The sequence below is a fragment of the Pasteurella atlantica genome (genome assembly GCF_963693435.1).
GTDB lineage: Bacteria > Pseudomonadota > Gammaproteobacteria > Enterobacterales > Pasteurellaceae > Phocoenobacter > Phocoenobacter atlanticus.
Map to the genome: position 1 here is coordinate 587,706 of NZ_OY856306.1, position 26,495 is coordinate 614,200.

Here is a 26,495-nt window from a genome sequence, read left to right on the forward strand (position 1 = left end):
GGAGGAGGGAATTTTCAGCTTATACTATTATTCCACCTCTGCAAGTGGAGGAGGAAATTTTTAGTTTATGCTATTATTCCTCCCTCCGCTTGCGGGGGGAGGCTAGGAGGGGGGATAACGAATTCAAATTTCTCGCTTTTTTAACATAAAACTAATTTCTTAATTTGGAATAATTATACGTAAGCCCTTGCAATCAAACCATTACCACTATATTGATACTTTTCTAAACCGTAACCAATAAAAGCAGATTCTCCCTTGTGAAGAATAATTTGTTTGTTGTGAGAGTGAATTATAATTTCCCCTTTTGTACAAAATAAAATTTCCGCACTGTTTAACGAGTGTGTTTTTACATTTTCTGTTACCGTCATAATTGCAAATTTAAAATCTGGCACAGGAATAGGATATTCATTGTTATTATTTGGTTCTATTTTGATATTCTCAGGTGAAATAGAGTCAAATTTTGTGTTATCAATTAATTCTGCAACATCAATATATTTAGGGGTTAAACCTGCACGTAATACATTGTCGGAATTTGCCATAATTTCAAGACCTGTTCCTTGTACATAAGCGTGAGGTGTTTCAGCATATAAAAACATTGCTTCGTTAGGTTGAAGTTCAATCGTATTTAACATTAATGGCGATAATAACCCAATATCATTATCATAATATTGACGAAAATGTTGGATATAATCAAAAGCCTCTTTGCCTAATTTTGTTTTAGCCCCTTTCTCTAGTTGAGTATAAAGTTCTGTTAAGATTTGGTCTTTTTGTTCATTATTTAATGACATAATGGCACTGAAAAAGCGTTTTAATCCTTCACTAGTTTGTGATTGTTTTAAGGCTGAAATTTCTTTTTTAAGGCTCAGTAGGTTAGCTTCTTTAAACAAACTAATGATTTGCTCAATAGGGCGAAATCCATTCATTGCTTTGTAAGGGGTCAAGGCATACACGAGTTCAGGCTTGTGATTAGGATCTTTATAATTACGATTAGGGGCTTTTAAGTCGATCCCTTTTTCATTTTCTTTAGCAAAACCCAATTCAGCTTTCTTTTTATTAGGGTGAACTTGAATAGAGAGTGGTTCTTCTGCACATAATACTTTGAATAAAAAAGGTAATTCTCCAAATTGTGAAGCGGTACGATTACCTAAAAAATTTGCAATATTCTGGTTAATTAGTGTTGAGAGCAACTCCCCAGTTTCTGCATTTTTAGAGCAGCCATTTGGGTGTGTTCCCATCCATAGTTCCGCTTGTGGTTTGTTATCAGGATTAGGAATGTCAAATAACTGATTTAACGATGTTTTACTTCCCCAAGCGTAATTTTGAATAACATTATTCAGTTTAAATAAAAGCTCACTCATAATATTTACCTTATAAATAAATGTATTAATTTTCTGTATTTAATCAGATTATATAATATAATCAGCCTATTATTCCATCATATGAGTTTAAAAATGTTTACCCATAAAACCTGTTTAACGGAAACTTTAATTTCAACGTTATTACATTCTAAAGAGATGACGTCTGAAATACTAAAGTGGGCGGACTATTTAGATATTGATTTAACTTCTCCTCGTATAGCTTGTATCATTGAAATGGAGAGTGATTCTCTTGAGGTGATGGTAGATAGAATTCAAATGATTCAAGAATGGTTAATGGCACAAAATAAGCAAAATCTTGTTATTCAACGATCTCTTTCTCAATTAGTATTATTAACGCCAGCATTAGAGAGTGATGAGAAATGGGATTTGGAACAACATATCGCTTCTATGCAACAGTTAATTAATTATATTGAAGAGCCACATTTTACTGTCACTGTTGCGATAGGTCGTTATGTGGCACAATATAATCCTCATCATATAGCCACTTCTTATCAAACAGCTAAAGCGACATTACAAGCAGGTAAAATTCGATGCCCTAATAAAAAAATATATATTTATCAGGATCTTATTCTTCCTATTTTATTTGAGAAATTAAAACAAGGTTGGGAGAAAGAAGAATTAGATTGTATTATGCAAAAATTAAAAGAGGCAGACGAAAACGGCATACTAAGAAACACGTTGTTTACGTGGTTTGAAAACAATATGCAATCGGTGAGTACAGCGAATATTTTAAATATTCATCGTAATTCTTTGGAATATAGATTAAACAAAATTGCTCAGATTACAGGACTTAATTTATCAAATACAGCAAATAAAGTATTACTTTATATTGCGTTATATTCGATATGTTAAATTAAAGTAAGCGGTATGATTGTGATGAAAATTTGCAAATTATCGCACTTATCCTACCGCTATTAAGCTATAAATGTTGTAATACAGTCACGAGATCTTGTTGTCTAAAAGGCTTAGTTAAAACAGGAAAATCTTTGGTTTTTTCAAGCTGTTCTGTATGCCCTGTCATAAGCAGAATTTTTATTTTAGGATAGTTTTCTTGTACAAATTTAGCAATGTCTATTCCTGTCATTTTTCCTGTTAGTACAATATCAGAAAGTAAATAACAAATTCCCTTTTCATCATTTAAAACAGAGATTGCCTCTTCACCAGAAGTACACACGAGTGGTGTGTAACCTAGATTATAAAGTTGTTCAAAAAGAGTTAAACGTAAATCATCTTTATCTTCAACAATTAGAATTTTAGACTGTTTATTATTCGATAATTGATATTCTTGATTGCCTATATTTTGTAGTGATGCCGTTTGAGTAATGGGCAGTTGTAGGTGAATTGTTGTGCCTTCATTTATTTTAGACTGAACAACAACTCGCCCTTTTGATTGACGAATAAAACCATACACCATTGATAACCCAAGACCATTACCTCGTCGTTGCCCTTTGGTGGTAAAAAATGGTTCAAAGATACGTTTTCGGGTTGCTTCATCCATTCCACACCCATTATCAATAATAGAAAGTTGCACCATTTTTTCTATATGATGGGTTCGTTTAATGACTTGGACAGTAGAGCGAATAACAATTTCTCCCCCATTAGCTAAGGCATCTTTTGCATTTACAATAAGATTCATTAATGCGGTTTCTAGCTGATTTTTATCAATATAAATGAAAGGTAAGTCTTCAGCTAAGTCTAGTTGGATGCTAATATTAGGGGGAACGCTATGCTTGATGAGATCATTAAATTCTAAGATTAATTTGTTAAGATCTAAATCTTTTGGGTGTAAGGGTTGTTTTCTCGCATAAGCTAATAAACGTTGGGTTAGCTCTGCACTATTTTCAGCCGCTTTCAACGCTCGCTGTAAACGTTTTTGCTGTTTTTCTGATAGTGTTTCTGGGTCAATAAGATCTAAATTTCCAATAATTACGGCTAAGAAGTTATTAAAATCGTGGGCAATGCCCCCCGTTAAATGCCCGATAGTTTGCATTTTTTGACTATGGGCAAGATCACTTTCTAATTTTTTACGTTCAGTGCGGTTAATTAAAAATGCCACTAAGCCATTTTCTAGGGTGGTAGAACGCCACTCTAAAATTTGGTGATTAAATTCAATTTCTAATAACTCTTGAGCTCGATTCGGCGTGGTTAATATTTCTGGAGTAATAGCGGTATTTTTTCCGTATAAATTTGCATTTTTTTGATTAAAAAAGACCGCTAATGTTTCAATATTTAGTGGCTGTGTTGGATTACTCATAAACTCATTGAGTAGTTCTTTAAATTCTTCATTACAAGAAATTATCTGCATTTTTTCATCAAAAATAACAAAGCCATCACGCATTGTAGAGAACGTTTGCTCTAATAATTCACTCTTTTCTTTCAACAATGCATCGGCTTGTTCCAGTTTAACGACATTTTGATAAAAACGGTGAAAAGCACGGGCGAGATCACCAATTTCATCTTGTGTCTGTTGTTGTGGTACTTGAGCGGTTTTATCACCTTGTGAAAGTTTTTTTAATGCTTGAGTAATGGAATAAAGACGTTTTCCAATTAAGCTATAAAAATAAAAACCAATGAAAATAAGCAATAGAATGGCAATAAAAGAAACAACAGAAATATAGGTTGTTTTTGTTGATATATTTTGTTGTATTTGTTCTGATTGCGTATTTAGATCTGTAAATTTATGGGACACAACATTGGCATAATCAGTATTTATTTTCTTTACTAATGCGTTAATTTGATAGGTTAATGACTTAATTTTTAAATGGATATTTTTTAGTGTTTCTGCCTGAGTAATATTATTCTGTAACAGAATTTTTATTTTGTTAAGTTCTGTGTTCTTCTTAATATGTTTATTAAATTGAGGTAAAGAAGAATATATCGCGTGTAATTCTAAAAATACAGCGGGTGAAAAATGACTTTTCGTTGCTTTTTGAGATGATTTTTCTAGTTTTTCTAAGCGATATATAAAAGAAGGGGAGGTCGGATTTTCTTTTTCTAATTGCTTGATTTGGCGGATATGTACCTGAACTTGATGTAATGCACTTAATAATAAATTATTTAAAATATGACGTTGGTGACTGTTTAATAATAATTTTTGAATGGTGTTTTCTAATAAGTGAATTTGATTGACGACTTGTATCAAAGGTTGATTTTCACTGTTTGATACATCTAACTTTAATTGAGATAAAAATTGACGTAATTCATCAGCGTATAGAGAAAGTTGTTGAGATTGTTCTTTATACTCTAAAGCATTCATTGTTTGAATTAAACGTGTGGAATAAGACGAAATTTCTGCTGTTTTTACCCCTAATGTCATTGAAAAAAAGATTTGGTTTTGTGATCTACTTCTCAAATCTGACAAAGAGTCATAAGTATTATTTAGCCCTAAAATGGCGGTAATACTAATAAAAGAAATAAAAATAATCGTTAAAATGATAAAGACGACCAATCGGAATTTAACATTGTAACCATTTGTAAATAAAGATTTTTTCACAATTATTCCTTAGCAAAATTTGGTAAAAAATTATATTTTTATAACCGCTTATAAGCTAGTTTAAAGGATAGTATAGCCTTAAATTATGACAATTATGAATGAGTGAAAAAATATTTTATTCATAAATTTATGCTTTAATTAGCCTAGTTTTTATTATTGGAGGATAAAATGGCTCAAACAAAAAATACATTACCTCTATTAGAGATGAAAGACATCGCAAAACGCTTTGGTTCTTTTTATGCTTTACAAGATGTGAATTTGGCTATTTATAAAGGCGAAATTCACGCACTAATGGGTGAAAATGGTGCAGGTAAAAGTACCTTAATGAAAATTCTTGCGGGGGCTTATACCCTAACTTCTGGTTCAATCAAAATTGAGGGACAACCTTTTTCTATTTCCTCACCTAAAGATGCGATTAAAGCAGGTATCACGCTAATCTATCAAGAAATCCAACTCTCTCCTAATTTAACGGTTTATGAAAATATTTTTTTAGGACAAGAACTCAAAACAATGTTTGGTCTTGATCGTAAAACAATGGAAGCAGAATCCCAAAAAGCTTTAGATCGCTTAGGGGCTCAATTCTATGCGTGGCAAAAAGTATCTTCATTAACTATTGCGGAACAGCAACAGGTTGAGATTGCTCGTGCGTTATATCGTAATAGTCGTGTTTTGGTAATGGACGAGCCAACAGCTGCTCTTTCTTCTCGTGAAACAGAACGTTTATTTGCGTTAATTAAGAAGTTGCGTGATGAAGGAATGGCGATTATTTACATTAGCCATCGTATGGCAGAAATTTATGAACTTGCTGATCGAGTGAGTGTATTGCGTGATGGAAAATATGTCGGTTCATTAGTGCGAGAAGAAATAGAGTCAAGTCGATTAGTACAAATGATGGTAGGACGACCATTAACAGATTTGTTTAATAAAGAAAAAGTGCCTGTGGGTAATGAAGTATTACGGATTAATCATTTATCTGACGGTCACAAAGTTAAAGATGCATCATTGGTTATCCGAGAAGGAGAAATTGTTGGTTTATCAGGACTTGTTGGTGCAGGACGTTCTGAATTAGCTCATCTATTATTTGGTGCGGCTCAACCAACACAAGGTAAAATGTATCTGAGTGGGGGAGAAATTAGCTTTAAAACCCCAAGAGATGCGATCGCTCACCATGTTGCATTACTACCTGAAAACCGTAAGGAAGAAGGATTGTTCCTTGATATGAATGTATTTAACAATATTACAATGGCAACCATTGAGAGAGATGCTTCAATGATGGTGGTGAATCAAGGAAAAGCAAAACAGGAAGCAGATAAAGCGATTAAAGGATTGCAAATTAGAGTACCGAATGCAAATGTTACTGTTGGTGGTCTTTCAGGAGGAAATCAACAAAAAGTATTACTTTCTCGTTGGTATGCGATCAATCCAAAATTATTTATTTTAGATGAACCAACACGAGGCGTAGATGTTGGGGCAAAAAGTGAAATCTATAAAATGATGACGGAAATGGCAAAACAAGGGGTAGCAATTTTGATGATTTCAAGTGAATTACCTGAAATTGTGGGAATGAGCGACCGAGTTTATGTGATGCAAGAAGGTCATATTGTCGGTGAATTAAAAGATAATGATATCAATCAAGAAAAAATTATGGCACTCGCATGTGGTGCTGAAACAGAATAAAAAATTAAAAGGAGATAAAAAAATGAGTAATGCTACCCAAGTAGAAAAAAAAGCAAGTCTTAAAAAATTTGTACTTGCGGATACAATGCAAGCGGTTGGTATTTTACCGATTTTAATACTTATCGTGATAGTCTTTTCATTTGTTGCTCCTCATTTTATGAGTGAAGCAAATATAATGAATATTACTCGTCAGGCATCAATTAATATTGTTTTAGCCGCGGGTATGACTTTTGTTATCTTAACTGGTGGTATCGATCTTTCGGTTGGTTCAATCTTAGGGGTAACAGCGGTAATGGGACTTGTTTCATCATTAAACCCCGCACTTTCTGAATTTGCTGTACCTATTGCGTTATTAGCAGGTTTAGGTATGGGGGTCTTTAATGGTCTGTTAGTTGCTTATGCAGGTTTACCTCCTTTTATTGTGACCTTAGGTACTTATACTGCATTACGTGGTGCGGCTTATCTTGTCGCAGATGGTACAACTGTCATTAATTCAAATATTTCTTTTAGTTGGATTGGTAATAACTATTTAGGTCCTGTGCCTTGGTTAGTGGTAATAGCTTTTGCTGTCATTGCTGTTTGTTGGTTTATTTTACGCAGAACTACACTAGGCACACATATTTACGCAGTGGGTGGTAATTTAGAAGCTGCTCGCTTAACAGGTATTAAAGTATCTGTTGTTTTAATCTTCGTTTACGCTGCTAGCGGATTATTATCTGGCTTAGGTGGCGTAATGAGTGCATCTCGTTTATTCAGTGCTAACGGAAATCTTGGTATGGGATACGAACTTGATGCAATCGCAGCCGTTATTTTAGGTGGAACAAGCTTTGTTGGGGGTATCGGAACCATTGTCGGTACACTTATCGGTGCATTGATTATTGCCACCTTAAATAATGGTATGACTTTAATGGGGGTGTCATATTTTTGGCAACTCGTTATTAAAGGTGCGGTAATTATTGTCGCTGTATTAATCGACAAATATCGTACCCGTTCAGCTTGATAAAAGCTTAATTATTTCTCAAATATTAGGAGAACTTTACTATGAAATTAAAAACATTAGCCGCATCTTTGATGTTAGCTGCAGCACCATTTGTACAAGCAAAAGAGTTAAAATCAATTGGTATTACTGTTGGTGATTTATCAAATCCATTCTTTGTGCAGATTGCAAAAGGGGCAGAGTTAAAAGCGAAAGAATTAGCAGGTAATGATGTTCAAGTAACTGTAAATTCGAGCGGTTATGATTTAGGGCAACAAGTGGCTCAAATTGATAACTTTATTGCAGCTAAAACAGATATGATTATCTTAAATGCGGCAGATTCTAAAGGTATTGGTCCTGCGGTTAAACGAGCAAGAGATGCAGGTATTATTGTTGTTGCTGTTGATGTGGCAGCAGATGGAGCAAATGCAACAGTAACCTCAAATAACTATCAAGCAGGTGAACTAGCGTGTCAAACAATTGCAGAGAAACTAGAGGGTAAAGGTGATGTAATTATTATCGATGGTCCACCAGTATCAGCAGTAGCAGACCGTGTTCAAGGTTGTAAAGAAGCTTTTGCTAAACACAAAGATATTAAAATTCTTTCTGATAACCAAAATGGTAAAGGTAGCCGTGAAGGTGGTTTAGAAGTAATGACAAACCTATTAACTGCATATCCTAAAATCGATGCAGTATTTGCAATTAACGATCCAAGTGCAATTGGTGCAGATTTAGCCGCTCGCCAAATGCAACGTAAAGAGTTCTTTATTATGGGTGTTGATGGTAATCCTGAGTCTGAAAAAGCTTTAGTGCAAGAAGGTAGTTTATTCGTCGGAACGCCAGCACAAGATCCACAAGTAATGGCATCTGAAGCGGTGAGAATTGGTTATGACATTTTACAAGGTAAAGAAGCACCAAAAGAACCAGTGTTAATTCCTGTGAAATTAATTGATAGAACTAATATCAAAGACTATAAAGGTTGGACAGTAAAATAATCTGATCTAACAGATCCTTTCCCTACTTTTAGTTTTTAAGAGTGGGGAAAGGTTATTTGATAGGCGTGCAGCAAATATCAAACAGATAACCAACACCACGAATGGTTTTAATATAAGTCGGTGCTTTGGGATTAGGCTCAATTTTTTTGCGTAATCGCATAATTAATACATCAATAGTGCGGTCAAAAATCTCAAAGGATTCATTATGAGTAAGCTCTAATAATTTCTGACGAGATAATACTTTACGAGCATTACACACCAACGCATTGAGTAAAATATATTCCCCTTGGGTTAAAATAACTTCGGTTTGAGAAGGCGAAAAAAGTTTATGATTTTCAGTATCTAATAACCAGTTATCAAATCTGAACCCTTGTTGAATTGTTGGAGAAAAAAGAGAATTAGGTGTAAACGTTTGAGGTTGAGAACGGCGAATGGCAGCTTTTGCTCGAGCTACGACAATTCGTGGATAAAAAGGCTTAGCAATATAATCATCCGCCCCCATTTCAAGACCAACCACTACATCAGATTCCGTATTTAAACCACTTAACATAATAATAGGGGCAGAACTTAGAGATTTTAATTGTTGTAATAAAACTAAACCATTAATATCTGGTAGAATAAGATCGAGAAAAATTAACGTAATCGATGGATGTTGAGAAAGTAAAGATAAAGCCTCTTTCCCATTGGATGCAGTGATCACCTTATAACCGTAGTCATCAAAGGTATCACATAATAACTCACAAATTTGTGGGTCATCATCAATGATCAGGATAGAAATATCTTGTTGCATAAGCAAAATCCATATAATAATTAAGTTAAGAATTGATAATATAGTATATATAAAATAACCATAATTACAAATAGTTACTCAAAGCAAACAAGCGGTCTAATTTTTATAAAAATTTGCAAAAAATAAACTAAAAGTGACCGCTTACTAGATAAAATGTTTTGAATAATTATTTGAACATAAGGAGAACATTATGCGAATTGGGATTGATTTAGGCGGTACAAAAATTGAAGTAATTGCACTATCGGATCAAGGTGAAGAGTTATTTAGAAAACGTGTACCAACACCACAAGGCTCTTATCCAGATACATTGCAAGCAATTAAAGGTTTAGTTGATGATGCCGAAGCAGCAACAGGGCAAACAGGTACAGTAGGAATGGGTATTCCAGGTACGATTTCTCCTTTTACAGGTAAAGTAAAAAATGCCAATTCTACGTGGTTAAATGGGCAATATTTAGATAAAGATTTAGAAAAATTATTAGGACGTGAAATTCGTATTGCCAACGATGCTAACTGTATGACAGTGTCAGAAGCAACAGATGGAGCAGGAGCTGGAAAAGATATTGTTCTCGCCTTAATTTTAGGTACTGGCTGTGGTTCAGGTATCGTGATCAATGGCAAACCTCATAATGGTGCTAATGGTATTGGTGGAGAGTGGGGGCACAATCCTTTACCTTGGGCAGATGAAGAAGAAAAAGCAGTAATGGAAAGTAAAGCTTGTCATTGTGGTCGCGCGGGGTGTATTGAGCAATTTATTTCAGGGACAGGCTTATGTGCTGATTATGAAAGACGCTCAGGTACTCGTTTAAAAGGGAATGAAATTGTTCAACTTTCTGAACAAGGTGATCCGATTGCGGAACAATCTCTGCAAGCTTATGAAAGACGTTTGGCAAAATCATTGGCGGAATACATTAATGTATTAGATCCTGATGTGGTTATCTTTGCGGGTGGGGTATGTAATATTGAACGTTTATATACCAACGTACCACGCTTAATGAATGATTATATCTTTGGTCGAGAATTCCAAACACCGATCAAAAAAGCAATGCACGGTGATTCTAGTGGGGTTCGAGGGGCTGCTTGGTTATGGCCTTTGGAAAAATAGTAAATTTTCATTCAAATCATACCGCTTAAAAGCGTAGAGGATAAAGCAATGTATTTGGGAATTGATTGTGGTACACAAGGTACGAAAGTTATCGTTGTTGATAGTCAGCAAAAACGTGTTATTGGCGAAGGCTATGCTCCACACCAAATTATTGAGAATGGTAATGGACGAAGAGAACAGCAACCTAATTGGTGGATTGAGGCTCTGTTACAAGCCTTTAAACTTGCCATTCATTCTGCAAATATTTGCCCCAAATTAGTTAAAGGTATTGGTATATCAGGACAACAGCACGGTTTAGTTATATTAGATAAAAATGATATACCTTTATATAACGCTAAATTATGGTGTGATACTGAAACCGCAACAGAAAATGATGAACTGATTCAGGCGTTGGGTGGTTCAAAGCGTGCATTTGAACAACTAGGTATTCTCTGTCAGACAGGCTATACAGCATCTAAAATTAGTTGGTTAAGAAAATACCATCCTCAAATCTATACCCAAATTGCCAAAATAATGCTTCCCCACGATTATCTTAACTATTGGCTAACAGGAATATTTGCAACGGAATACGGCGATGCTTCTGGTACGGGCTATTTTGATGTGATCAATCGCCAATGGGATTATGAAACATTTAATATTATTGCTCCAGAATTAGACCCTAAACAGGTTTTACCACAGTTAATCTCTTCTCATCAAAAATTGGGTATAGTAAGAAAAGAAATTGCTCAATTGTTAGGCTTAAGTGAGCAGGTGGTGGTGTCTACTGGTGGTGGCGATAATATGATGGGAGCCATTGGCACAGGCAATATCAAACAAGGTATTGTAACAATGAGCTTAGGTACATCAGGTACACTTTATGCCTATACTGATAAACCATTAACCACCTTACCTCCAATGATTGCCAATTTTTGTTCTAGTTCTGATGGTTGGTTGCCTCTTGTTTGTGTAATGAATATGACCTCTGCGAATAACACCATAATGTCATTATTTGATCTTGATATTCAAACATTTAATGATCTTGTGGAACAAGCAGACATTGGGGCTGGAGGTATCACGATGTTACCTTTCTTTAATGGAGAAAGAGTGCCTGCTTTACCAAATGCTAAAGGAACTATTTTAGGATTGGATAGTACTAATTGTACTCAATCAAATTTAGCAAGAGCAACAATGGAAAGTGCGAGTTTTACTTTGTGCTATGGACTGAATTTATTTAGACGAGCAGGGCTGGATACCTCTGAAATTCGTCTAATCGGTGGTGGGGCAAAAAGTGCTGTCTGGCGACAAATGATTGCTGATATTATGAATGTTAACGTTGTTTGCTTAAAGGAGAGTGAGGCGGCTGCATTAGGGAGTGCCATTCAAGTGATGTGGATAAATAATGAGGGGGATTTAACGTCTCTTTGTGATAATTTTGTTCATATTGATGAAAGTTCAACAGTTTATCCAAAACGTGAAAATGTGGAAAAGTATAATCTGGTTTATCAACGTTATCTAAGTGCATTAAATCAACAATACTTTTAAAACAGCTAAGCGGTACGATCCTTATTAAAATTTGCAACTTTTTAAATTTTACCAACCCAACGCACGATTAGCGACCCATTCTCGCCCTATTTTGAAATGGTCTAAACCGATCAATCCTAAGGTTCTCGCGAGCTGAACAGGTAAAAATTCACAGCAAAAAATAGAAATTAAACCGCTAGTAGAACGGATAATTTTATTTTGATCCGCCAAACGATTTTTCTCAAATTGACTTAATAACGCATAATCGCCTAAATCATTGCCTTGCTCAAAAGCTCCTGAAAGCAATTTGGCTAATTCAAATAAATCTCGCATTCCCAAATTAAAACCTTGCCCAGCGACAGGGTGTAAAAGTTGGGACGCATTGCCGACAATTGCCAAGCGATGATGAATATGGGAAGTGGCTTTTTGGGATTGTAATGGATAACTAAAACGACGACTTGTACGTAAGAATTTACCCAACTTCCAACCAAAATTTTGTTGCAGTTTTGCCAAAAATTCTTCATCAGATAAACTCAATAATCCGCTTGGATCATTGACGCACCATACTAACGACATCTGATTTTTGATCTCTGCCGTTTCACACAATGGTAATAATGCCAAAGGTCCTTGCAAGGTAAAACGCTCAAAAGCTTGTTGTTGGTGGGGTTGAGAAATTTCCACATTCGCAATAATTGCCGATTGATTATAATCTCGCAGCTGTACCGTTTCTACACCACACTGTTTAGCAATTTGTGATTGAATACCGTCTGCCGCCACAATTAACGCCGATTTTAACTGCGTTCCCGAGCTTAACGTGATTTCACAAGCGGTCTGATTTCGTTCAATATTTGCAACGGTGTCTGGACAGAAAAGCTGAATATTAGAATGTTTTTGAATAAGTTGAGAAAGTTCAAAACCGAGTTTAGCTAACTCAACCACCACGCCCAGTTGTGGCAAGTGCATTTCGGTGGCTTTTAAGGTGGTTTTACCAAAATGATGTTGATCTGAAACCTGAATTTTTTGAATTGAGGTGCTAATACGACGTACCACATCGCTTAAATTTGTCGTACCAAGCGGTTGAATTTTTTGTAATTTTTGCAAACTTCCTTGTGCCAATGCGATACTTCTCGCATCAAATCCCCCCTGACTTTTAAAGTCTGGTTTGATCTTTTCCACAATCGCAATTTGCATTTTGTGATCCGTAAAACTACTCAATGCCAATGCCAAAATCGACCCTGTCATCGCACCACCGACAATCACAACATCAAATTGCTGAGCCATATACCACCTCAATTTTTTATTATTTAGTAAATGCACGAAACATTAAAATTCAACATTAAACTTTAATGTACTATTTAAACCCAAATCTTTTTTATCTGTCACAAATCCTCCTAACAATAATTGAAGAGAGGTTTGTTTATTTAACTTAATTCCAGCATCAAAATTTAATTCAAAACGAATAGGGTTTGAAAGACTCATTTTATAAGATTCAAATCTTGCTATATTTGCAAATGATATTGATTTATCATCTTGATAATTAAACTCTTTTTTAACCATTGCATTGAGATTATAGTACGTGTTTTCATTCGCTATACTATATTCTAAACCGCCACCAATACGAGTATGAATTACATTGCTTTTCTGTTGTTTTAATACAGCCGTTTTTTGCGTTCCGATTTTACTATAAAGAACGCCGAGTGTTGCAACAGGTTTTAAAGTATGAGTATAGTTTGCAATGGTATTTTGATATACATTATGTTTGTAATGCAAGTTTAACCCAACACTATACGCACTATAACGAGATGAAAGATCTTGTTGTAAGAATGATAGTTTGTTATACGTTGGGGAATGATTTTCATAGATTGCATTTACCTGCCCACCTACTTCAAATAAATTATGATAAATATAATTTGCATAGCCTCCCAAACTTAGAGTATGAATATCGCTATTATAAAAATCATTATTTGCAATGCCACCTTGATATGATAAGAAACCACCAATTAAAGAGTTCCCTTTTTCTAGATTTCTTCTATGATCATAGCCAAGGGTAATCCCACCTAAGTTTAAATTATGATAACTATTTTTAGTTATTATTCCGTTTACATCAACCCAAAGATCATTATCTAATACCTTATCTTGCCACATTGTCTGCATACGCTGATTTATTTTGGTATAGTTATTCCATAAAATTTGTGGAGCAATCGTATTTGGTATATTTGCAAATTTTTGTAAATAATCATCCGCTTGTTTTAATATATTATCTAATTGTGATTGTGCATTTTTCTCGCCAGTTTGGTAGGCAAAAATTGCCTTATCAAAATTATTTTTATAGGCACTATTTAATGCTAATTTATCAATTCCTCTTTTATCAAAAGCCTCATAAATGGCTTGATATTTTGAGCTTATTTGTATATCAGGTTTCTTTGGTGCTAGTGTAGGTTTTTCTTCTACAATAATATCAGGTGTTGGAGCAGGTTTATCTTCTACAATAACATCAGGTGTTGGAGCAGGTTTATCTTCTACAATAACATCAGGCGTTGGGGCAGGTTTTTCTTCTACAATAACATCAGGTGTTGGGGCAGGTTTTTCTTCTGCAATAACATCAGGTGTTGGAGTTGGTTTTTCTTCTGCAATAACATCAGGTGTTGGAGCAGGTTTTTCTTCTACAATAATATCAGGTGTTGGAGCAGGTTTTTCTTCTACAATAATATCCGGCGTTGGTGTAGGTTTATCTTCTACAATAACATCAGGTGTTGGAGCAGGTTTTTCTTCTACAATAACATCAGGTGTTGGAGCAGGTTTTTCTTCTACAATAATATCCGGCGTTGGTGTAGGTTTATCTTCTACAATAACATCAGGTGTTGGTGTAGGTTTATTTTCTGTTGCATCAGGTAAGTTTTTATTTTTAAAAATCACATAAATAGCATTACCCTCAGTTTTGTTATAACTTTTTATGTCTTGATCTAACTGGTTTTTAAAGTTGATTTCTCTTACTTGTCTTTGATCGTCTAAATCATTTGTAACAATAAGTTTATAAACAGTATCAAGTTTTAATTTTTGACTATTTGCTTTTAAAAACTCAGAAAAAGTAACACTAATTTTTGAATTTGATTTAAACGTGATCTTTTTATTATTTCTCACGGCAACTAAATCATTTTCAGTATCTTTTAATGTACTATCATCTTTACCGACATTTTTTAAATCTAAAATGCCACTAATATTCATATTTGCAGAAAGTTGATTATTACTTACCGCATCAATATTTAAGTTTTCAATATTAAGAATACTTGCGTCAGTAGTCACGGTATTATTATTGAGTAAGGTAAAGTTTTTAATGGTACTTTGCGTATTATTTTGAGTATTAAATACGCCGTTATCAAGTATAAAACTATCAACCACCATTTGAGCATTATTTGCATTTATATTACCGCTCTTTTGAGTAATATTTCCGTTAAAAATCACTGTGCCAGCATCAATATTTTTACTTTCAACATCTTGTTGGAATGAATAACCATTTTTATAAGTATTTTCGCCATCAAATTTATCAATATAGTGCGTTAAATCACCACCGATATTTACCGTTGCATTAGTTGCAGTAATATTAGCTGTGGTTGCTGAACTTTTACTCAAATTAAGCGTTGCCCCTTTTTTAAGGGTAATATTTTTTGCTTTATACTCTCGAAAATCCCAGTCGGTTTGCTCTAATCTATTTGGGCGAGATAAATCAATACCATCAAGTTTTAATGATAAATAATTCAAACATACTTTTTCTCTTTGATTACTATTCACATAATATTGTTCTAACTTGTTAGTGCTTGCCTCTGGTGAACAAGGATTAGCAGGTTTTTTAGGTAGTACAAAATCAGGATGATTTTTAATAATCTCCGTAAAATCTTGTTTACTGTTTACCTCTTTAAAATAAGCGTGAAGTGTTGGGTGTCCTTGAAGGTTTAGCGTTTTTCCTGCAAGTACATTCACATCGCCATCAATATTAAATCCACCATCAAAAATATTATTATCATTATTTGGGTTAATATCAATTTTGCTAATTTTGTTATAAATCTCACCGCCTATAAATGCGTGAATAAGATTCTTATTATCTTCGCTATTCTCAATGGTTAGAGTACTTGGCATATTATGAGAATTTTGTATTAAAGCACGATTATTATTTACCGAGAAATTTTTAATGCTTAAACTCTGCGAGTTTAGATCAAGAATACCGCCACGATCACCAAAGAATAGGTTATCTTGAACATTAAAATGAGAGTCAAGTTTTAGCTTACCACCAGTATTGTAAATTTTATCAAAAGCATTGCTATTTTTAAGTACAACTTCACCGCTTCCAAAACGTAGATTTCCATTAGTTCGAGCATCTACAATTAAGCTACCATCACCAACTTTGTGTAAATCTTTTTTATTTAGAACAACATTATTAAGGGTTAGCTCTGCCCCTTTTTCAACATCAACGCCTGCTATTTCACTAATATTATGGTTATTTCCATCTAATATATTTTTCCCAGTAGTAAAAACTAACCCACCAGTTGCAAGGTTTAAATCACTATTTAAAGAAAAGTGTTGTGCTACTTTAAAAATATTATCTTTATTCGGTTGTAAATCACTTTGATTTACAGATTGATTAAAACTATGCTCAAAATTCTTTTTATAATCATTAAATTCTTCTTGGATTGTTACTGAAAAATCAGCGTGACCATTTGTAATCCCACCAGCACTAGTAACTCCAAGAAGTACCCATTTTTGCTTATTTTCATCCCAAGCAACAATTCCAGAACCACTATCTCCTCTAAATAGACCTGATTTAAATGTTACTAATTGTTCATCTTTAGTGTTAGGTTTGATAATAAAAGGTCTAAAAATAAAGCCCTCTCTTTTCCCACCATATTCTTTAAAATTAAAAAATGAGTAAAAATTAAGATCACCAAAATTTTCTGGAACATCGGTTACAATTTTCCAAACACCTCCACTTAACGCATTTGTCATATTAGAAATAACACAATCTTCGCCTTCTTTTTGACAAATAACCCCCTCTTTTTTAAGGGTTAACGCACCACGTCCACTTTGATACGCTTCATTAAATTTGCTGTAATATTTTTTTAATTTTTCTTTTGAGGTTTGTTTAAAATTATTGATATCACTATTTGGTTCATCATATTCTTCCCAGCATTTTCTTTTGGTATCATTAAATGGCATAGCGTCACATTTTGCATATAAATCTTTTCTTTTCTGAATATTTTTATTTTGCTCAATATTATCTTCTACAAAAGCAGGATCGACTTTACCTTCAATAATATATTTTGAGGTTCTAAAATAAGAAGTATCTATGCCATATTCCTTATGATTACGAGGCTTATTATTTTTTACACCAAAGTCATATTGAGAGAGCCCCCAAGTTTGCATTAAAGGTAAATACGCATTTGGTTCTTTAAATTCTCCTGTAAGTTGCTTACTATCTTTAAATGCAGATACAACAACGTGATAAGCCGTAGTAACATAATTTCGCCCAAGTGAAGTTGTTGCACCAGAGCGAGAGCGATGAGAAAAATCAGGAATTTTTTCAAACAGTTGTGTAATACCATTTTTTCCTTCATAGGTAAGGGGAATTTGTGAAGGAATAAATTTTCCTCTATTTTGCCCAAAGTCAAGGTAATCACGATAAGTAAAGTTATTTAAGTCTAAGGTTTGAGAATGAACATAGCTTGCTACGAATAAAGCAAGGAAAGAAAATTGTAATTTTTTCATTTTTAATGCAAATGTATAATATTTATTATCAACATTATGGCAGATTCAAATTTGAAGTGCAACGCCCTCAAATCTAGATTTTACCTTAAATGATATTTGATTGATAAGCGATATATCATTTTTCATTTAGCCATTTGAGTTTTCTCTAAAATGATATCCAAGATAGAAAAAATCTAGCAAATACAAAAAGATAAGTCCTTGTGTATTTGCTAGATAATACTGCAAATTTCTTACTAAATCTTACCGCTTCATCATCACAATTTATTGTAAAACTGAAATATCCGCCACATTTAAGAATAGGCGTTGTAGCGAGCCTAAAATTGCTAAACGGTTATTACGCAGTTTTTCATCTTCGGCATTTACCATTACTTTATCAAAGAAGGTATCCACCACATCACGCAAACTTGCCAACTGTTCTAAAATCGCTTGATATTCGCCATTCGCAAATTGCGGTGCAAGGCTTGAATTTAATGCAATGATTTTCTCTGCCAACACTTTTTCAGCGTCAATTTCACAAAGTGAAAGATCGATCTCGCCAACACTATTTTCTGCTTTAGCTAAGATATTTGCAACACGTTTATTCGCTGCCGCTAATGCCTCAGCACTTTCTAAGGTACGGAAATAAGCTACCGCACGCACACGTGCATCAAAGTCCGCAGGTTTTGTTGGGCGACGAGCTAATACCGCTTGAATTACATCAACTGAAATACCTTCATCTTGATACCACGCACGGAAACGTCCCAGCATAAAATCAACTACTTCATCAACCACGTTTTTATTTGATAATTTATCGCCAAATAATTGTGCTGATTTTTGGATTAAATCCGTTAAATCTAATGGTAATTTTTTCTCAACGATAATTCGTAACACACCTAATGCCGCACGACGCAATGCAAATGGGTCTTTATCCCCTTTTGGATACTGACCGATACCAAAAATACCTGTTAAAGTATCGATTTTATCCGCTAACGCAACACTGCACGCCACCAATGAAGTCGGTAATTCATCGCCTGAGAAACGTGGCATATATTGTTCATTCAATGCCACCGCTACTTCTTCATCTTCGACATCGTGACGTGCATAGTGCATTCCCATTACGCCTTGCGTATCGGTAAATTCAAACACCATATTTGTCATCAAATCACATTTTGATAATAAACCTGCACGTTTTGCTTTGATTTCATCTGCACCGATTTGTTTTGCAATTTCGCCGCTAAGTTGCTCAATGCGAGCGGTTTTATCACGCACTGTACCAAGCTGTTGTTGGAATAATACGGTTTCTAAACGTGGTAAATTATCTTCTAAACGCTGTTTTAAATCTGATTTAAAGAAAAATTCTGCATCGGCTAAACGTGGACGCACCACTTTTTCATTTCCTTCGATCACAAAAGTGGGATCTTCTGGGTTGATATTCGACACAAAAATAAAGTTTGGTAATAAGTTGCCCGCTTTATCATAAATAGGGAAATATTTTTGATCCCCTTTCATTGTGTAAACTAAGGCTTCTGCTGGCACTTCTAAGAAACGTTCTTCAAATTTCGCCGCCATTACCACAGGGAACTCAACTAATGATGAGACTTCTTCAAGTAAGTCTTCTTCAATATCTGCGATACCACCTAACGCTTCGGCTTTGGCTTGTGAATCTTTTAAAATGATCGCTTTACGCTCTTCAAAATCTGCAATAACCGATCCTTTTTCACGTAGAATTTCAGGATATTGATCCGCATTTGCGATCTCAACTTCTTGCTGTCCTAAGAAACGGTGTCCACGTAAAGTTGTACCACTTTTCACACCTAAAATTTCGCCGTCGATCAACTCATCGCCAAGCAACATCGTTACCGTATGCACAGGACGGATAAATTGTACGGTTTTATCGCCCCAACGCATTGCTTTTGGAATCGGTAATTTTGCCAACGCATTGTTGATAATCTCATTTAACAAGTATTTTGTTTCTTGCCCTTTGATAACCGCACGATGTACTAACCACTCGCCTTTATCCGTTGCGATACGCTCCGCCTGATCAACCGTAATTCCACAACCTCTTGCCCAGCCTTCTGCTGCTTTGGTTGGATTACCTTGATCATCAAAGGCTGCTTTCACCGCAGGACCACGTTTTTCAATATTTTTATCTGGTTGCACCAACGCAAGCCCTAAAACTTTAACCGCCAAACGACGTGGTGCAGCAAACCATTCCACTTTATCAAAAGTCAAACCCACTTGATTTAACTCTTGCTCCACATTGCCCGCAAACGCCAGCCCTAATTTTTTAAGTGCCTTTGGTGGTAACTCTTCTGTGCCAATCTCGGCAAGGAAATTTTTTGTTGTCATTTTGTTCTCTCTTTTAGACTGTTCACGCAGTGCGTGAATAATGTAATATTAAATTTTCTAAACGTTATTCAACGCTCTCACTTTTTCAATTTGTTGCTGTAACTGTAATTCTGTTGGTAGATAAGGTAAATATTTCGCACTAAAAATCTGCTTTCTATCAGCAAGTACAGAATATTTGGCAATCGCCTCACTTTTCTCACTACACAACACTAAACCAATAGTTGGATTATCATCTTCGCCTTTAAATTGCTCATCGTATAAACGAACATAAGTATCCATTTGTCCGATATCTTGGTGCTTTAACTTGCCAATTTTTAGGTCAATCAATAAAAAGCATTTCAGTTTGAAATTATAAAAAACTAAATCAATATAAAAATCTTCATCATCAAAGCGAATTCTTTTTTGACGTTCAACAAAAGCAAACCCTTTGCCTAATTCAAGTAAAAATTGCTGTAAATTATTGATTATCGCTTGCTCAACATTGCTTTCTTGATAGGTTTTATCTTGTAAATTTAAGAAATCTAAAATATAAGGATCACGCAAATAATCCTGTATTGTTTCTTTTAATACTTCCGTTTTTTCTTCTGCTTCTTGAACAACAACAGGCTTATTTTGGCTTGCTAATAAACGTTCATAATAAAGCACTGAAATCTGACGATCTAATGCACGAGAAGACCAACTTTGCTCAACCGCTTCTTTTAAATACCATTCTCTTGCTTGTGGATCTTCAATGCGGATTAAACTTCTATAATGCGTCCAACTCAATTCGGTACGCAGTGCGTTCCGAATTGGAAAAGCAAGGTAAAATTGACGCATATTTCGTAAATTACGAACATCAAAACCCTTACCATACATTGTTGTTAAACGTTCTGATAAATTCTGTAATACATATTTACCATACTCAGCACGCTGTTGTCCTTGCTGTTCATCTTCCACAAGCAAACGCCCAATATCCCAATAGCATTGAACCATTGCAGAATTGACCGTTTGTTTAACTTGCTTTCTCGCTTGCTCTATAATTTGAGCAATGCTTTGAGTTAAGTCTTTATTTTCTGTTGGAAGATTATTCATAAATTCGCAAATTCTCTCTAAAATCTAACCGCTTTAACCAAAAATATTTTGTAATTCTTCACGATCTAAAATCACTTTTTCATTCTCTAACACCAAAGCAGGAATACCAATATTTCCTAAACTTTTTGGCATATCGAACGCTGAATGATTGTCACGTAATTTTAAAAAGCGTTTAAAGTTCGCCATTGATTCAAAAATATTTACACCTTCATATTCAACATTTAAGCGTTCTAATTCTTGCTTAAATGGAATGGTATCAGGGCATAAGTCGGTGTAAAAAAGTGTTGGTTTATTCATTTTTAGTCTTTTTATCCGCAGAAAGTTGTTCATATTTCTTTTTTATGTCTTCAGCTTGAGTTTCTAATTCAGGAAATAAGGCTTGTTTACTAATACCTAATGATCTTAGTTCTTCTAAAATTTCTTTTTTATCCTTTCCTTGTATTTTTATTTTCATCATCCAATCTGGATTTACATTTACTGCACTTAATCTATTTTCTTCTGATAGATTTGAACCAAATAATAAAAAAGCTCCTTGTTGTCTAATAATTCTAGGATTATTCATTTTTGCCTTTACGCATAAAACTTTCTCTATATCTTCGTAAGAAACTTTAATATCACAACCATTCTTATCGTATTTAATATCAGAAATCAACTGTAAAGTGTCTTTCTGAAGATTAAATTGATCTTCTTTTGAATCTTTTATATTTATATAAATTTCATTTAATTTATTTACAAATTCACTAGACAATGAAGTGTTTTCTGATGAATTTAATTTACTCTGAAGCTCTCTTTTGGCTTGATCATCCTCATTTACTAATTTAGTAATTGCATTTAGAAGTAATGACTTTTCATCTATATTAAAATTACAATTGTTAATAGCAAGACATGAAAGTATTCTAACTTTGTCATCTGAAGAATACTTAACATGTTCATTTGGAATATCAAAAATTATTATATTTCCATCTTCATTCTTACTACCTTGAGCAGCAAAATATAATGCAACTAATATATTTGAAGTAATATCCAATAATCTTGTAGGAAAACCGTAATGCTGTAATTTAACTAATTTATCAAATAATGATTTATCATTTATAAAATCTTGTGGGCTATTCAGCAATGCATCATGTAGTATTTGCTCTTCATTTTCAATCAATCCTTTATTGCGATATATACTAGGAACTTGTTCAAAAGTTTCATTTGATACTCCTCGAAAAAAACGTGTGTACCTATTTCCATCTTTCCCTTTAGGAATTTTATTTAATATTTTGGAAACAGGAGATACTTCTTTATTTTCAAAAGCGTCTAAACTCTCTTTTTCTTCCTTATTTATAATTTCAGAAAGCCACCTATCTTTTTCTTCATTATTTATAATTTCAGAAACCCACTTATCTTTTTCTTCATTATTTATAATTTCAGAAACCCTCTTATTTTTTCCTTCATTATTAGAATCAGAAATAAATTGTTTATTTTTTTTATTCATCTAACTACCTGATTTTACAAAAAATTACTTCTTACACATCGGAAACCCTAACGCTTCTCTACTTGCATAATACGCTTCAGCCACACCTTTGGTTAACGCACGAATACGCAAAATATAACGCTGTCTTTCGGTTACAGAAATCGCTTTGCGTGCGTCGAGTAAGTTAAAGCAATGCCCTGCTTTTAGGATACGCTCATAAGCTGGCAATGGTAATGGCTGTTCTAATTCTATTAGATACTTTGCTTCTTTTTCGTATTCTTCAAAGCATTGGAATAAAAAGTCCACATTTGCGTGTTCAAAGTTATACGTTGATTGTTCCACTTCGTTTTGGTGGAATACGTCGCCGTAGGTAGTTTTGCCTAATGGACCGTCTGAATACACTAAGTCGTAAACGCTGTCCACGCCTTGAATATACATTGCTAAACGCTCTAAACCGTAAGTGATTTCGCCCGTTACAGGTTTACATTCTAATCCGCCTACTTGTTGGAAATAGGTAAATTGCGTCACTTCCATACCGTTTAACCACACTTCCCAGCCTAAGCCCCACGCACCTAGTGTTGGGTTTTCCCAGTTATCTTCCACAAAACGAATATCGTGCACTAATGGGTCAAAGCCGAGCATTTTTAAGCTGTTTAAATATAATTCTTGGATATTATCTGGCGACGGTTTGATGACCACTTGGAATTGATAATAGTGCTGTAAACGGTTTGGGTTTTCACCGTAGCGACCGTCAGTTGGACGGCGTGATGGTTGCACGTAAGCCGATGCCATTGGCTCAGGTCCGATTGCACGCAAACAGGTCATTGGGTGCGATGTACCTGCCCCAACTTCTAAATCAAACGGTTGTACGATAGTACAACCTTGCTCTGCCCAGTAATCTTGTAGGGCTAAAATCATACCTTGGAATGTTTTTACATTGAATTTGGTTGTTGCTGTTGTCATTATTTGTACCTAATTCTTAAAAGTGAATAGAAAATTGCTTTTATTATACCTTTAAGCGGTCACTTATTGGAGATTTTTTGCAAATTTTTATTAAAATCATACCGCTTATATTTACTTCAATCGCTAAAATATTATTTTTTTATACATATTTGCGTTCTTACTGTTAAAATTTATAAAGATTTATTTTATTTATAGATAGCAATCAGCAGATTGAAACTCTATAATTCTAGTTAGACATATTTACATATCTCAATAGGAAAAGTTATGCAATTCTCAAAGATGCACGGATTAGGTAATGATTTTATGGTAATTGATGGGGTGACACAAAATGTGTATCTAAGCCCTGATCTTATTCGTAAATGGGCTGATCGTCGTCGTGGAATTGGGTTTGATCAACTTTTATTAGTCGAGCCACCTTATAGTCCTGAGTTAGATTTTCATTATCGTATTTTTAATGCAGATGGAACAGAAGTCTCACAATGTGGCAATGGTGCAAGATGTTTTGCCCGTTTTGTTAACCTTAAAGGATTAACAAATAAAAAAGAAATTAAAGTCAGTACAGCAAAAGGAAAGATGACTTTATTTTTACAAGATAATGGTAATATACGAGTCAATATGGGTAAACCTATTTGGGAACCTGCTAAAATTCCTTTCACTGCAAATAAATTTGAGAAAAATTATTTACTTTTGACTGACATTCAAACCGCTATTTGTGGGGTGGTATCAATGGGTAATCCTCACTGTGTATTGCAAGTAGATAATGTAGAAACAGCAAACGTAAATAAATTGGGTGCATTACTCGAAAGCCATGAACGTTTTCCTGAAAAAACGAATGTTGGATTTATGCAAGTACTTACTCGTAATCATATTAAGTTACGAGTTTTTGAGCGAGGTGTAGGGGAAACTCAAGCCTGTGGAAGTGGTGCTTGTGGAGCTGTTGCAGTAGGCATTATGCAGGGTGTGTTAGATCATAGTGTGAAAGTAGAATTACGAGGTGGTTCACTACAAATTGAATGGCAAGGTGAAGGACAGGATCTCTTTATGACAGGTAGTGCTACCCACATTTATGATGGTTATATCCATTTTTAATTTGCAAGGTTAATGATAATGACAAAAAATTTAAACCCCTTCCATACTTTTCACTTAGACGTAAAGGCAAAAGATATTGTTGAAATTTATTCGATTAAACAATTAATTGTTGAATGGCGAAATACTTTACCCCCCAAACTATTACTCGGGCAAGGTAGCAACGTTCTATTTTTAGATGATTTCCAGGGAACGGTGTTTATCAATTGTTTAAAAGGTATTCATCATTATGAAGACGATAATTTTCACTATTTACAAGTTTCAGGTGGCGAAAATTGGCATCAATTTGTCAAATGGACGCTCGATCGTGATATTGCTGGATTAGAAAATTTAGCCTTAATTCCGGGATGTGTTGGTTCATCACCTATTCAAAATATTGGTGCTTACGGGGTTGAGCTAGAGCAAGTATGTGATTATGTGGAAGTATTAGATTTAAACAGCGGAAAAACTTTTCGTTTAACCAATGATGAATGTCAATTTGGTTATCGAGACAGTATATTTAAACATCAATATAAAGATAATTTTGCCATTATTACTGTTGGTTTTAAATTAGCTAAAATGTGGCAACCAAAATTAGAATATGGGTCATTAAGTCAATTTGATCCTGAAACTGTAACAGCTAAACAGATTTTTGATGAAGTTTGTAAAGTACGGATGGAAAAATTACCTAACCCTGAAGAATTTGGTAATGCAGGAAGTTTTTTTAAAAATCCAGTTATAGAGTTTGCAAAATTTGAACAACTTCGTACCGCTTACCCATTAATCCCACACTACCCACAACCTAATGGTACAGTAAAATTACCTGCTGGATGGTTAATAGATCAATGCCATTTAAAAGGGTTCAAAATGGGGGGGGCAATGGTACACCTCAAACAAGCCCTTGTTATTATCAATAACGGTAATGCTACAGGTGCTGATATTGTTGCATTAGCTAAAGCTGTTCGTAAGCAAGTTCGTGAAAAATTTGGGGTGGAAATTTTACCTGAAGTTCGTTTTATTGCTTCAAATGGCGAAGCAGATAGTGAAGAAATAACACGATGAATAAAGCGTTGAGCACATCAGTTATTCAATCACAACTAACAATGGGTCAATTGTATCTATTTGATGAATTAAATTCTACCAATGAATATTTATTGACTAATTGTAATACCTTATCTCAAGGTTCTGTTTGTATTACAAAAAAACAAACTGCTGGACGTGGTCGGCGTGGGCGTAACTGGATTGCACCAAAGGGAAATTTAAATTACTCACTAATATGGTCTTATCCTATTAATTCTAATTTAATCTTACCTCCACTAAGTTTAGTTGTTGCGTTAATCGTGATTGAGAGTTTACAACAGCAAGGTATCCAAGATTTAACAATTAAATGGCCAAATGATATTTATCATAAAGGTAAAAAAGTGGCAGGAGTTCTTATTGAACTTAAAACTATGCCCCCCCATATTTATTTAGTAATGGGTATTGGTATTAATTTAGCTCCGATATCAAAAGAAAATACGATTGATCAACCTGTCAGTACTCTCTTTGGGTATGATATTAATCCTAATCAACTTGTTCTTTGTTTAACTAAAAAGTTACAACAAATGTTAATCAATTATCCTCAAACAGGCTTTAAGCCTTATTTTAGTCTGTGGAAAAATTATGACCTGTTTTTACAAAAAGAGGTATCGATCATCACAGATACTCAAATATATAAAGGTATTTCACAAGGTATTAATGAACAAGGAGAGCTTATATTACAACAGCAAAATAGTTTTCTTTACTTTTCCGTTGGAGAAGTATCATTAAGAAAAGTATAATAAATACTCATTTAATAGTGAAAAAGTATTATAATATAATTAACAACAATACAATTATTAGGTAAGAACATAATAAATTTGTAAATTTTTACCAACATCTTACCGCTAGAAAGAAGAAGG

At 34.3% G+C, this 26,495-nt stretch carries 19 protein-coding genes; 9 read left to right on the top strand and 10 right to left on the bottom strand.

Annotation, left to right across the window (positions count from 1 at the left end):
* Positions 1-173: 173 nt before the first annotated feature.
* Positions 174-1,358, bottom strand: coding sequence for a mannose-6-phosphate isomerase, class I (gene manA, locus U9966_RS02850; RefSeq protein WP_306346628.1), 1,185 nt, complete (start codon positions 1,356-1,358; stop codon positions 174-176).
* Between the two features lie 81 nt (positions 1,359-1,439).
* On the opposite strand from manA, the gene U9966_RS02855 reads away from it, so the two are divergent.
* Positions 1,440-2,231 carry a helix-turn-helix domain-containing protein gene (locus tag U9966_RS02855; RefSeq protein WP_322631708.1) on the top strand — a complete coding sequence of 264 codons (792 nt, stop codon included), beginning with the start codon at positions 1,440-1,442 and terminating at the stop codon, positions 2,229-2,231.
* A gap of 67 nt (positions 2,232-2,298) precedes the next feature.
* Here the strand turns inward: U9966_RS02855 and U9966_RS02860 are convergent, their stop codons facing one another.
* On the bottom strand, positions 2,299-4,872 hold the full coding sequence (locus U9966_RS02860) for an ATP-binding protein (RefSeq protein ID WP_306346626.1): 2,574 nt from the start codon (positions 4,870-4,872) through the stop codon (positions 2,299-2,301).
* 168 nt (positions 4,873-5,040) lie between these two features.
* On the opposite strand from U9966_RS02860, the gene U9966_RS02865 reads away from it, so the two are divergent.
* Genes U9966_RS02865 through U9966_RS02875 form a run of 3 tightly spaced genes read left to right on the top strand, consistent with a single transcriptional unit; the run spans position 5,041 to position 8,520 of the window.
* Positions 5,041-6,549, top strand: coding sequence for a sugar ABC transporter ATP-binding protein (locus tag U9966_RS02865; protein WP_306346625.1), 1,509 nt, complete (start codon positions 5,041-5,043; stop codon positions 6,547-6,549).
* Between the two features lie 22 nt (positions 6,550-6,571).
* Positions 6,572-7,549 (top strand): ABC transporter permease subunit, encoded by a 978-nt coding sequence (locus tag U9966_RS02870; RefSeq protein WP_306346624.1) that lies wholly within the window; start codon positions 6,572-6,574, stop codon positions 7,547-7,549.
* Positions 7,550-7,590: 41 nt separating this feature from the next.
* The gene (locus U9966_RS02875) at positions 7,591-8,520 is read left to right on the top strand and encodes an ABC transporter substrate-binding protein (protein ID WP_306346623.1); all 930 of its coding nucleotides are present in this window, start codon (positions 7,591-7,593) and stop codon (positions 8,518-8,520) included.
* Between the two features lie 52 nt (positions 8,521-8,572).
* Here the strand turns inward: U9966_RS02875 and U9966_RS02880 are convergent, their stop codons facing one another.
* Positions 8,573-9,310 carry a response regulator transcription factor gene (locus U9966_RS02880; protein ID WP_306346622.1) on the bottom strand — a complete coding sequence of 246 codons (738 nt, stop codon included), beginning with the start codon at positions 9,308-9,310 and terminating at the stop codon, positions 8,573-8,575.
* A 190-nt stretch (positions 9,311-9,500) separates the two neighbouring features.
* Between U9966_RS02880 and mak the strand changes: the two genes are divergently transcribed.
* Positions 9,501-10,412, top strand: a complete 912-nt coding sequence (gene mak, locus U9966_RS02885) for a fructokinase (protein ID WP_306346621.1) — start codon at positions 9,501-9,503, stop codon at positions 10,410-10,412.
* A 48-nt stretch (positions 10,413-10,460) separates the two neighbouring features.
* A complete protein-coding gene (gene xylB / locus U9966_RS02890) occupies positions 10,461-11,933 on the top strand; it encodes a xylulokinase (protein WP_306346620.1) in 1,473 nt (490 codons plus the stop codon).
* 48 nt (positions 11,934-11,981) lie between these two features.
* Here xylB and ubiH read toward each other — a convergent pair whose 3' ends face one another.
* The 7 genes from ubiH to glyQ all read right to left on the bottom strand — a co-directional run bounded on the left by ubiH (position 11,982) and on the right by glyQ (position 23,490).
* The gene (gene ubiH, locus U9966_RS02895; RefSeq protein ID WP_306346619.1) at positions 11,982-13,193 is read right to left on the bottom strand and encodes a 2-octaprenyl-6-methoxyphenyl hydroxylase; all 1,212 of its coding nucleotides are present in this window, start codon (positions 13,191-13,193) and stop codon (positions 11,982-11,984) included.
* Between the two features lie 42 nt (positions 13,194-13,235).
* Positions 13,236-17,669 carry a S6 family peptidase gene (locus U9966_RS02900; protein ID WP_306346618.1) on the bottom strand — a complete coding sequence of 1,478 codons (4,434 nt, stop codon included), beginning with the start codon at positions 17,667-17,669 and terminating at the stop codon, positions 13,236-13,238.
* Between the two features lie 261 nt (positions 17,670-17,930).
* Positions 17,931-19,997, bottom strand: coding sequence for a glycine--tRNA ligase subunit beta (gene glyS / locus U9966_RS02905; protein WP_306346617.1), 2,067 nt, complete (start codon positions 19,995-19,997; stop codon positions 17,931-17,933).
* A gap of 57 nt (positions 19,998-20,054) precedes the next feature.
* Entirely contained in the window at positions 20,055-21,068 is a 1,014-nt protein-coding gene (locus U9966_RS02910; RefSeq protein WP_306346616.1) for a PDDEXK nuclease domain-containing protein, read from the bottom strand.
* 33 nt (positions 21,069-21,101) lie between these two features.
* Positions 21,102-21,365, bottom strand: a complete 264-nt coding sequence (locus tag U9966_RS02915; RefSeq protein WP_306346615.1) for a hypothetical protein — start codon at positions 21,363-21,365, stop codon at positions 21,102-21,104.
* On the bottom strand, positions 21,358-22,548 hold the full coding sequence (locus tag U9966_RS02920) for an FRG domain-containing protein (protein WP_306346614.1): 1,191 nt from the start codon (positions 22,546-22,548) through the stop codon (positions 21,358-21,360). Before U9966_RS02920 ends, U9966_RS02915 begins: the two co-directional genes overlap by 8 nt.
* Positions 22,549-22,572: 24 nt before the next feature.
* Positions 22,573-23,490, bottom strand: a complete 918-nt coding sequence (glyQ, locus tag U9966_RS02925; protein ID WP_306346613.1) for a glycine--tRNA ligase subunit alpha — start codon at positions 23,488-23,490, stop codon at positions 22,573-22,575.
* 264 nt (positions 23,491-23,754) lie between these two features.
* Here glyQ and dapF point away from each other — a divergent pair, with 264 nt between their 5' ends.
* The 3 genes from dapF to U9966_RS02940 are packed head-to-tail and all read left to right on the top strand — an operon-like array spanning position 23,755 to position 26,375.
* Entirely contained in the window at positions 23,755-24,579 is an 825-nt protein-coding gene (dapF, locus tag U9966_RS02930) for a diaminopimelate epimerase (RefSeq protein ID WP_211597290.1), read from the top strand.
* A 12-nt stretch (positions 24,580-24,591) separates the two neighbouring features.
* Complete coding sequence (gene murB / locus U9966_RS02935; RefSeq protein ID WP_306346612.1) at positions 24,592-25,617, top strand: UDP-N-acetylmuramate dehydrogenase; 1,026 nt, start codon at positions 24,592-24,594, stop codon at positions 25,615-25,617.
* Entirely contained in the window at positions 25,614-26,375 is a 762-nt protein-coding gene (locus U9966_RS02940; RefSeq protein WP_306346611.1) for a biotin--[acetyl-CoA-carboxylase] ligase, read from the top strand. The genes murB and U9966_RS02940 overlap by 4 nt, the downstream gene beginning before the upstream one ends.
* Positions 26,376-26,495 lie beyond the last annotated feature (120 nt).

What these genes read in the sequence shown, in the direction of transcription:
- murB (WP_306346612.1), top strand. Translation starts at nt 24,592, where the DNA reads ATGATAATGACAAAAAATTTAAACCCCTTCCATACTTTTCACTTAGAC.
- U9966_RS02920 (WP_306346614.1), bottom strand. Translation starts at nt 22,548, where the DNA reads ATGAATAAAAAAAATAAACAATTTATTTCTGATTCTAATAATGAAGGA.
- U9966_RS02855 (WP_322631708.1), top strand. Translation starts at nt 1,440, where the DNA reads ATGAGTTTAAAAATGTTTACCCATAAAACCTGTTTAACGGAAACTTTA.
- glyS (WP_306346617.1), bottom strand. Translation starts at nt 19,997, where the DNA reads ATGACAACAAAAAATTTCCTTGCCGAGATTGGCACAGAAGAGTTACCA.
- xylB (WP_306346620.1), top strand. Translation starts at nt 10,461, where the DNA reads ATGTATTTGGGAATTGATTGTGGTACACAAGGTACGAAAGTTATCGTT.
- U9966_RS02880 (WP_306346622.1), bottom strand. Translation starts at nt 9,310, where the DNA reads ATGCAACAAGATATTTCTATCCTGATCATTGATGATGACCCACAAATT.
- manA (WP_306346628.1), bottom strand. Translation starts at nt 1,358, where the DNA reads ATGAGTGAGCTTTTATTTAAACTGAATAATGTTATTCAAAATTACGCT.
- U9966_RS02865 (WP_306346625.1), top strand. Translation starts at nt 5,041, where the DNA reads ATGGCTCAAACAAAAAATACATTACCTCTATTAGAGATGAAAGACATC.
- U9966_RS02870 (WP_306346624.1), top strand. Translation starts at nt 6,572, where the DNA reads ATGAGTAATGCTACCCAAGTAGAAAAAAAAGCAAGTCTTAAAAAATTT.
- U9966_RS02900 (WP_306346618.1), bottom strand. Translation starts at nt 17,669, where the DNA reads ATGAAAAAATTACAATTTTCTTTCCTTGCTTTATTCGTAGCAAGCTAT.
- U9966_RS02910 (WP_306346616.1), bottom strand. Translation starts at nt 21,068, where the DNA reads ATGAATAATCTTCCAACAGAAAATAAAGACTTAACTCAAAGCATTGCT.
- ubiH (WP_306346619.1), bottom strand. Translation starts at nt 13,193, where the DNA reads ATGGCTCAGCAATTTGATGTTGTGATTGTCGGTGGTGCGATGACAGGG.
- U9966_RS02915 (WP_306346615.1), bottom strand. Translation starts at nt 21,365, where the DNA reads ATGAATAAACCAACACTTTTTTACACCGACTTATGCCCTGATACCATT.
- U9966_RS02875 (WP_306346623.1), top strand. Translation starts at nt 7,591, where the DNA reads ATGAAATTAAAAACATTAGCCGCATCTTTGATGTTAGCTGCAGCACCA.
- dapF (WP_211597290.1), top strand. Translation starts at nt 23,755, where the DNA reads ATGCAATTCTCAAAGATGCACGGATTAGGTAATGATTTTATGGTAATT.
- U9966_RS02940 (WP_306346611.1), top strand. Translation starts at nt 25,614, where the DNA reads ATGAATAAAGCGTTGAGCACATCAGTTATTCAATCACAACTAACAATG.
- mak (WP_306346621.1), top strand. Translation starts at nt 9,501, where the DNA reads ATGCGAATTGGGATTGATTTAGGCGGTACAAAAATTGAAGTAATTGCA.
- glyQ (WP_306346613.1), bottom strand. Translation starts at nt 23,490, where the DNA reads ATGACAACAGCAACAACCAAATTCAATGTAAAAACATTCCAAGGTATG.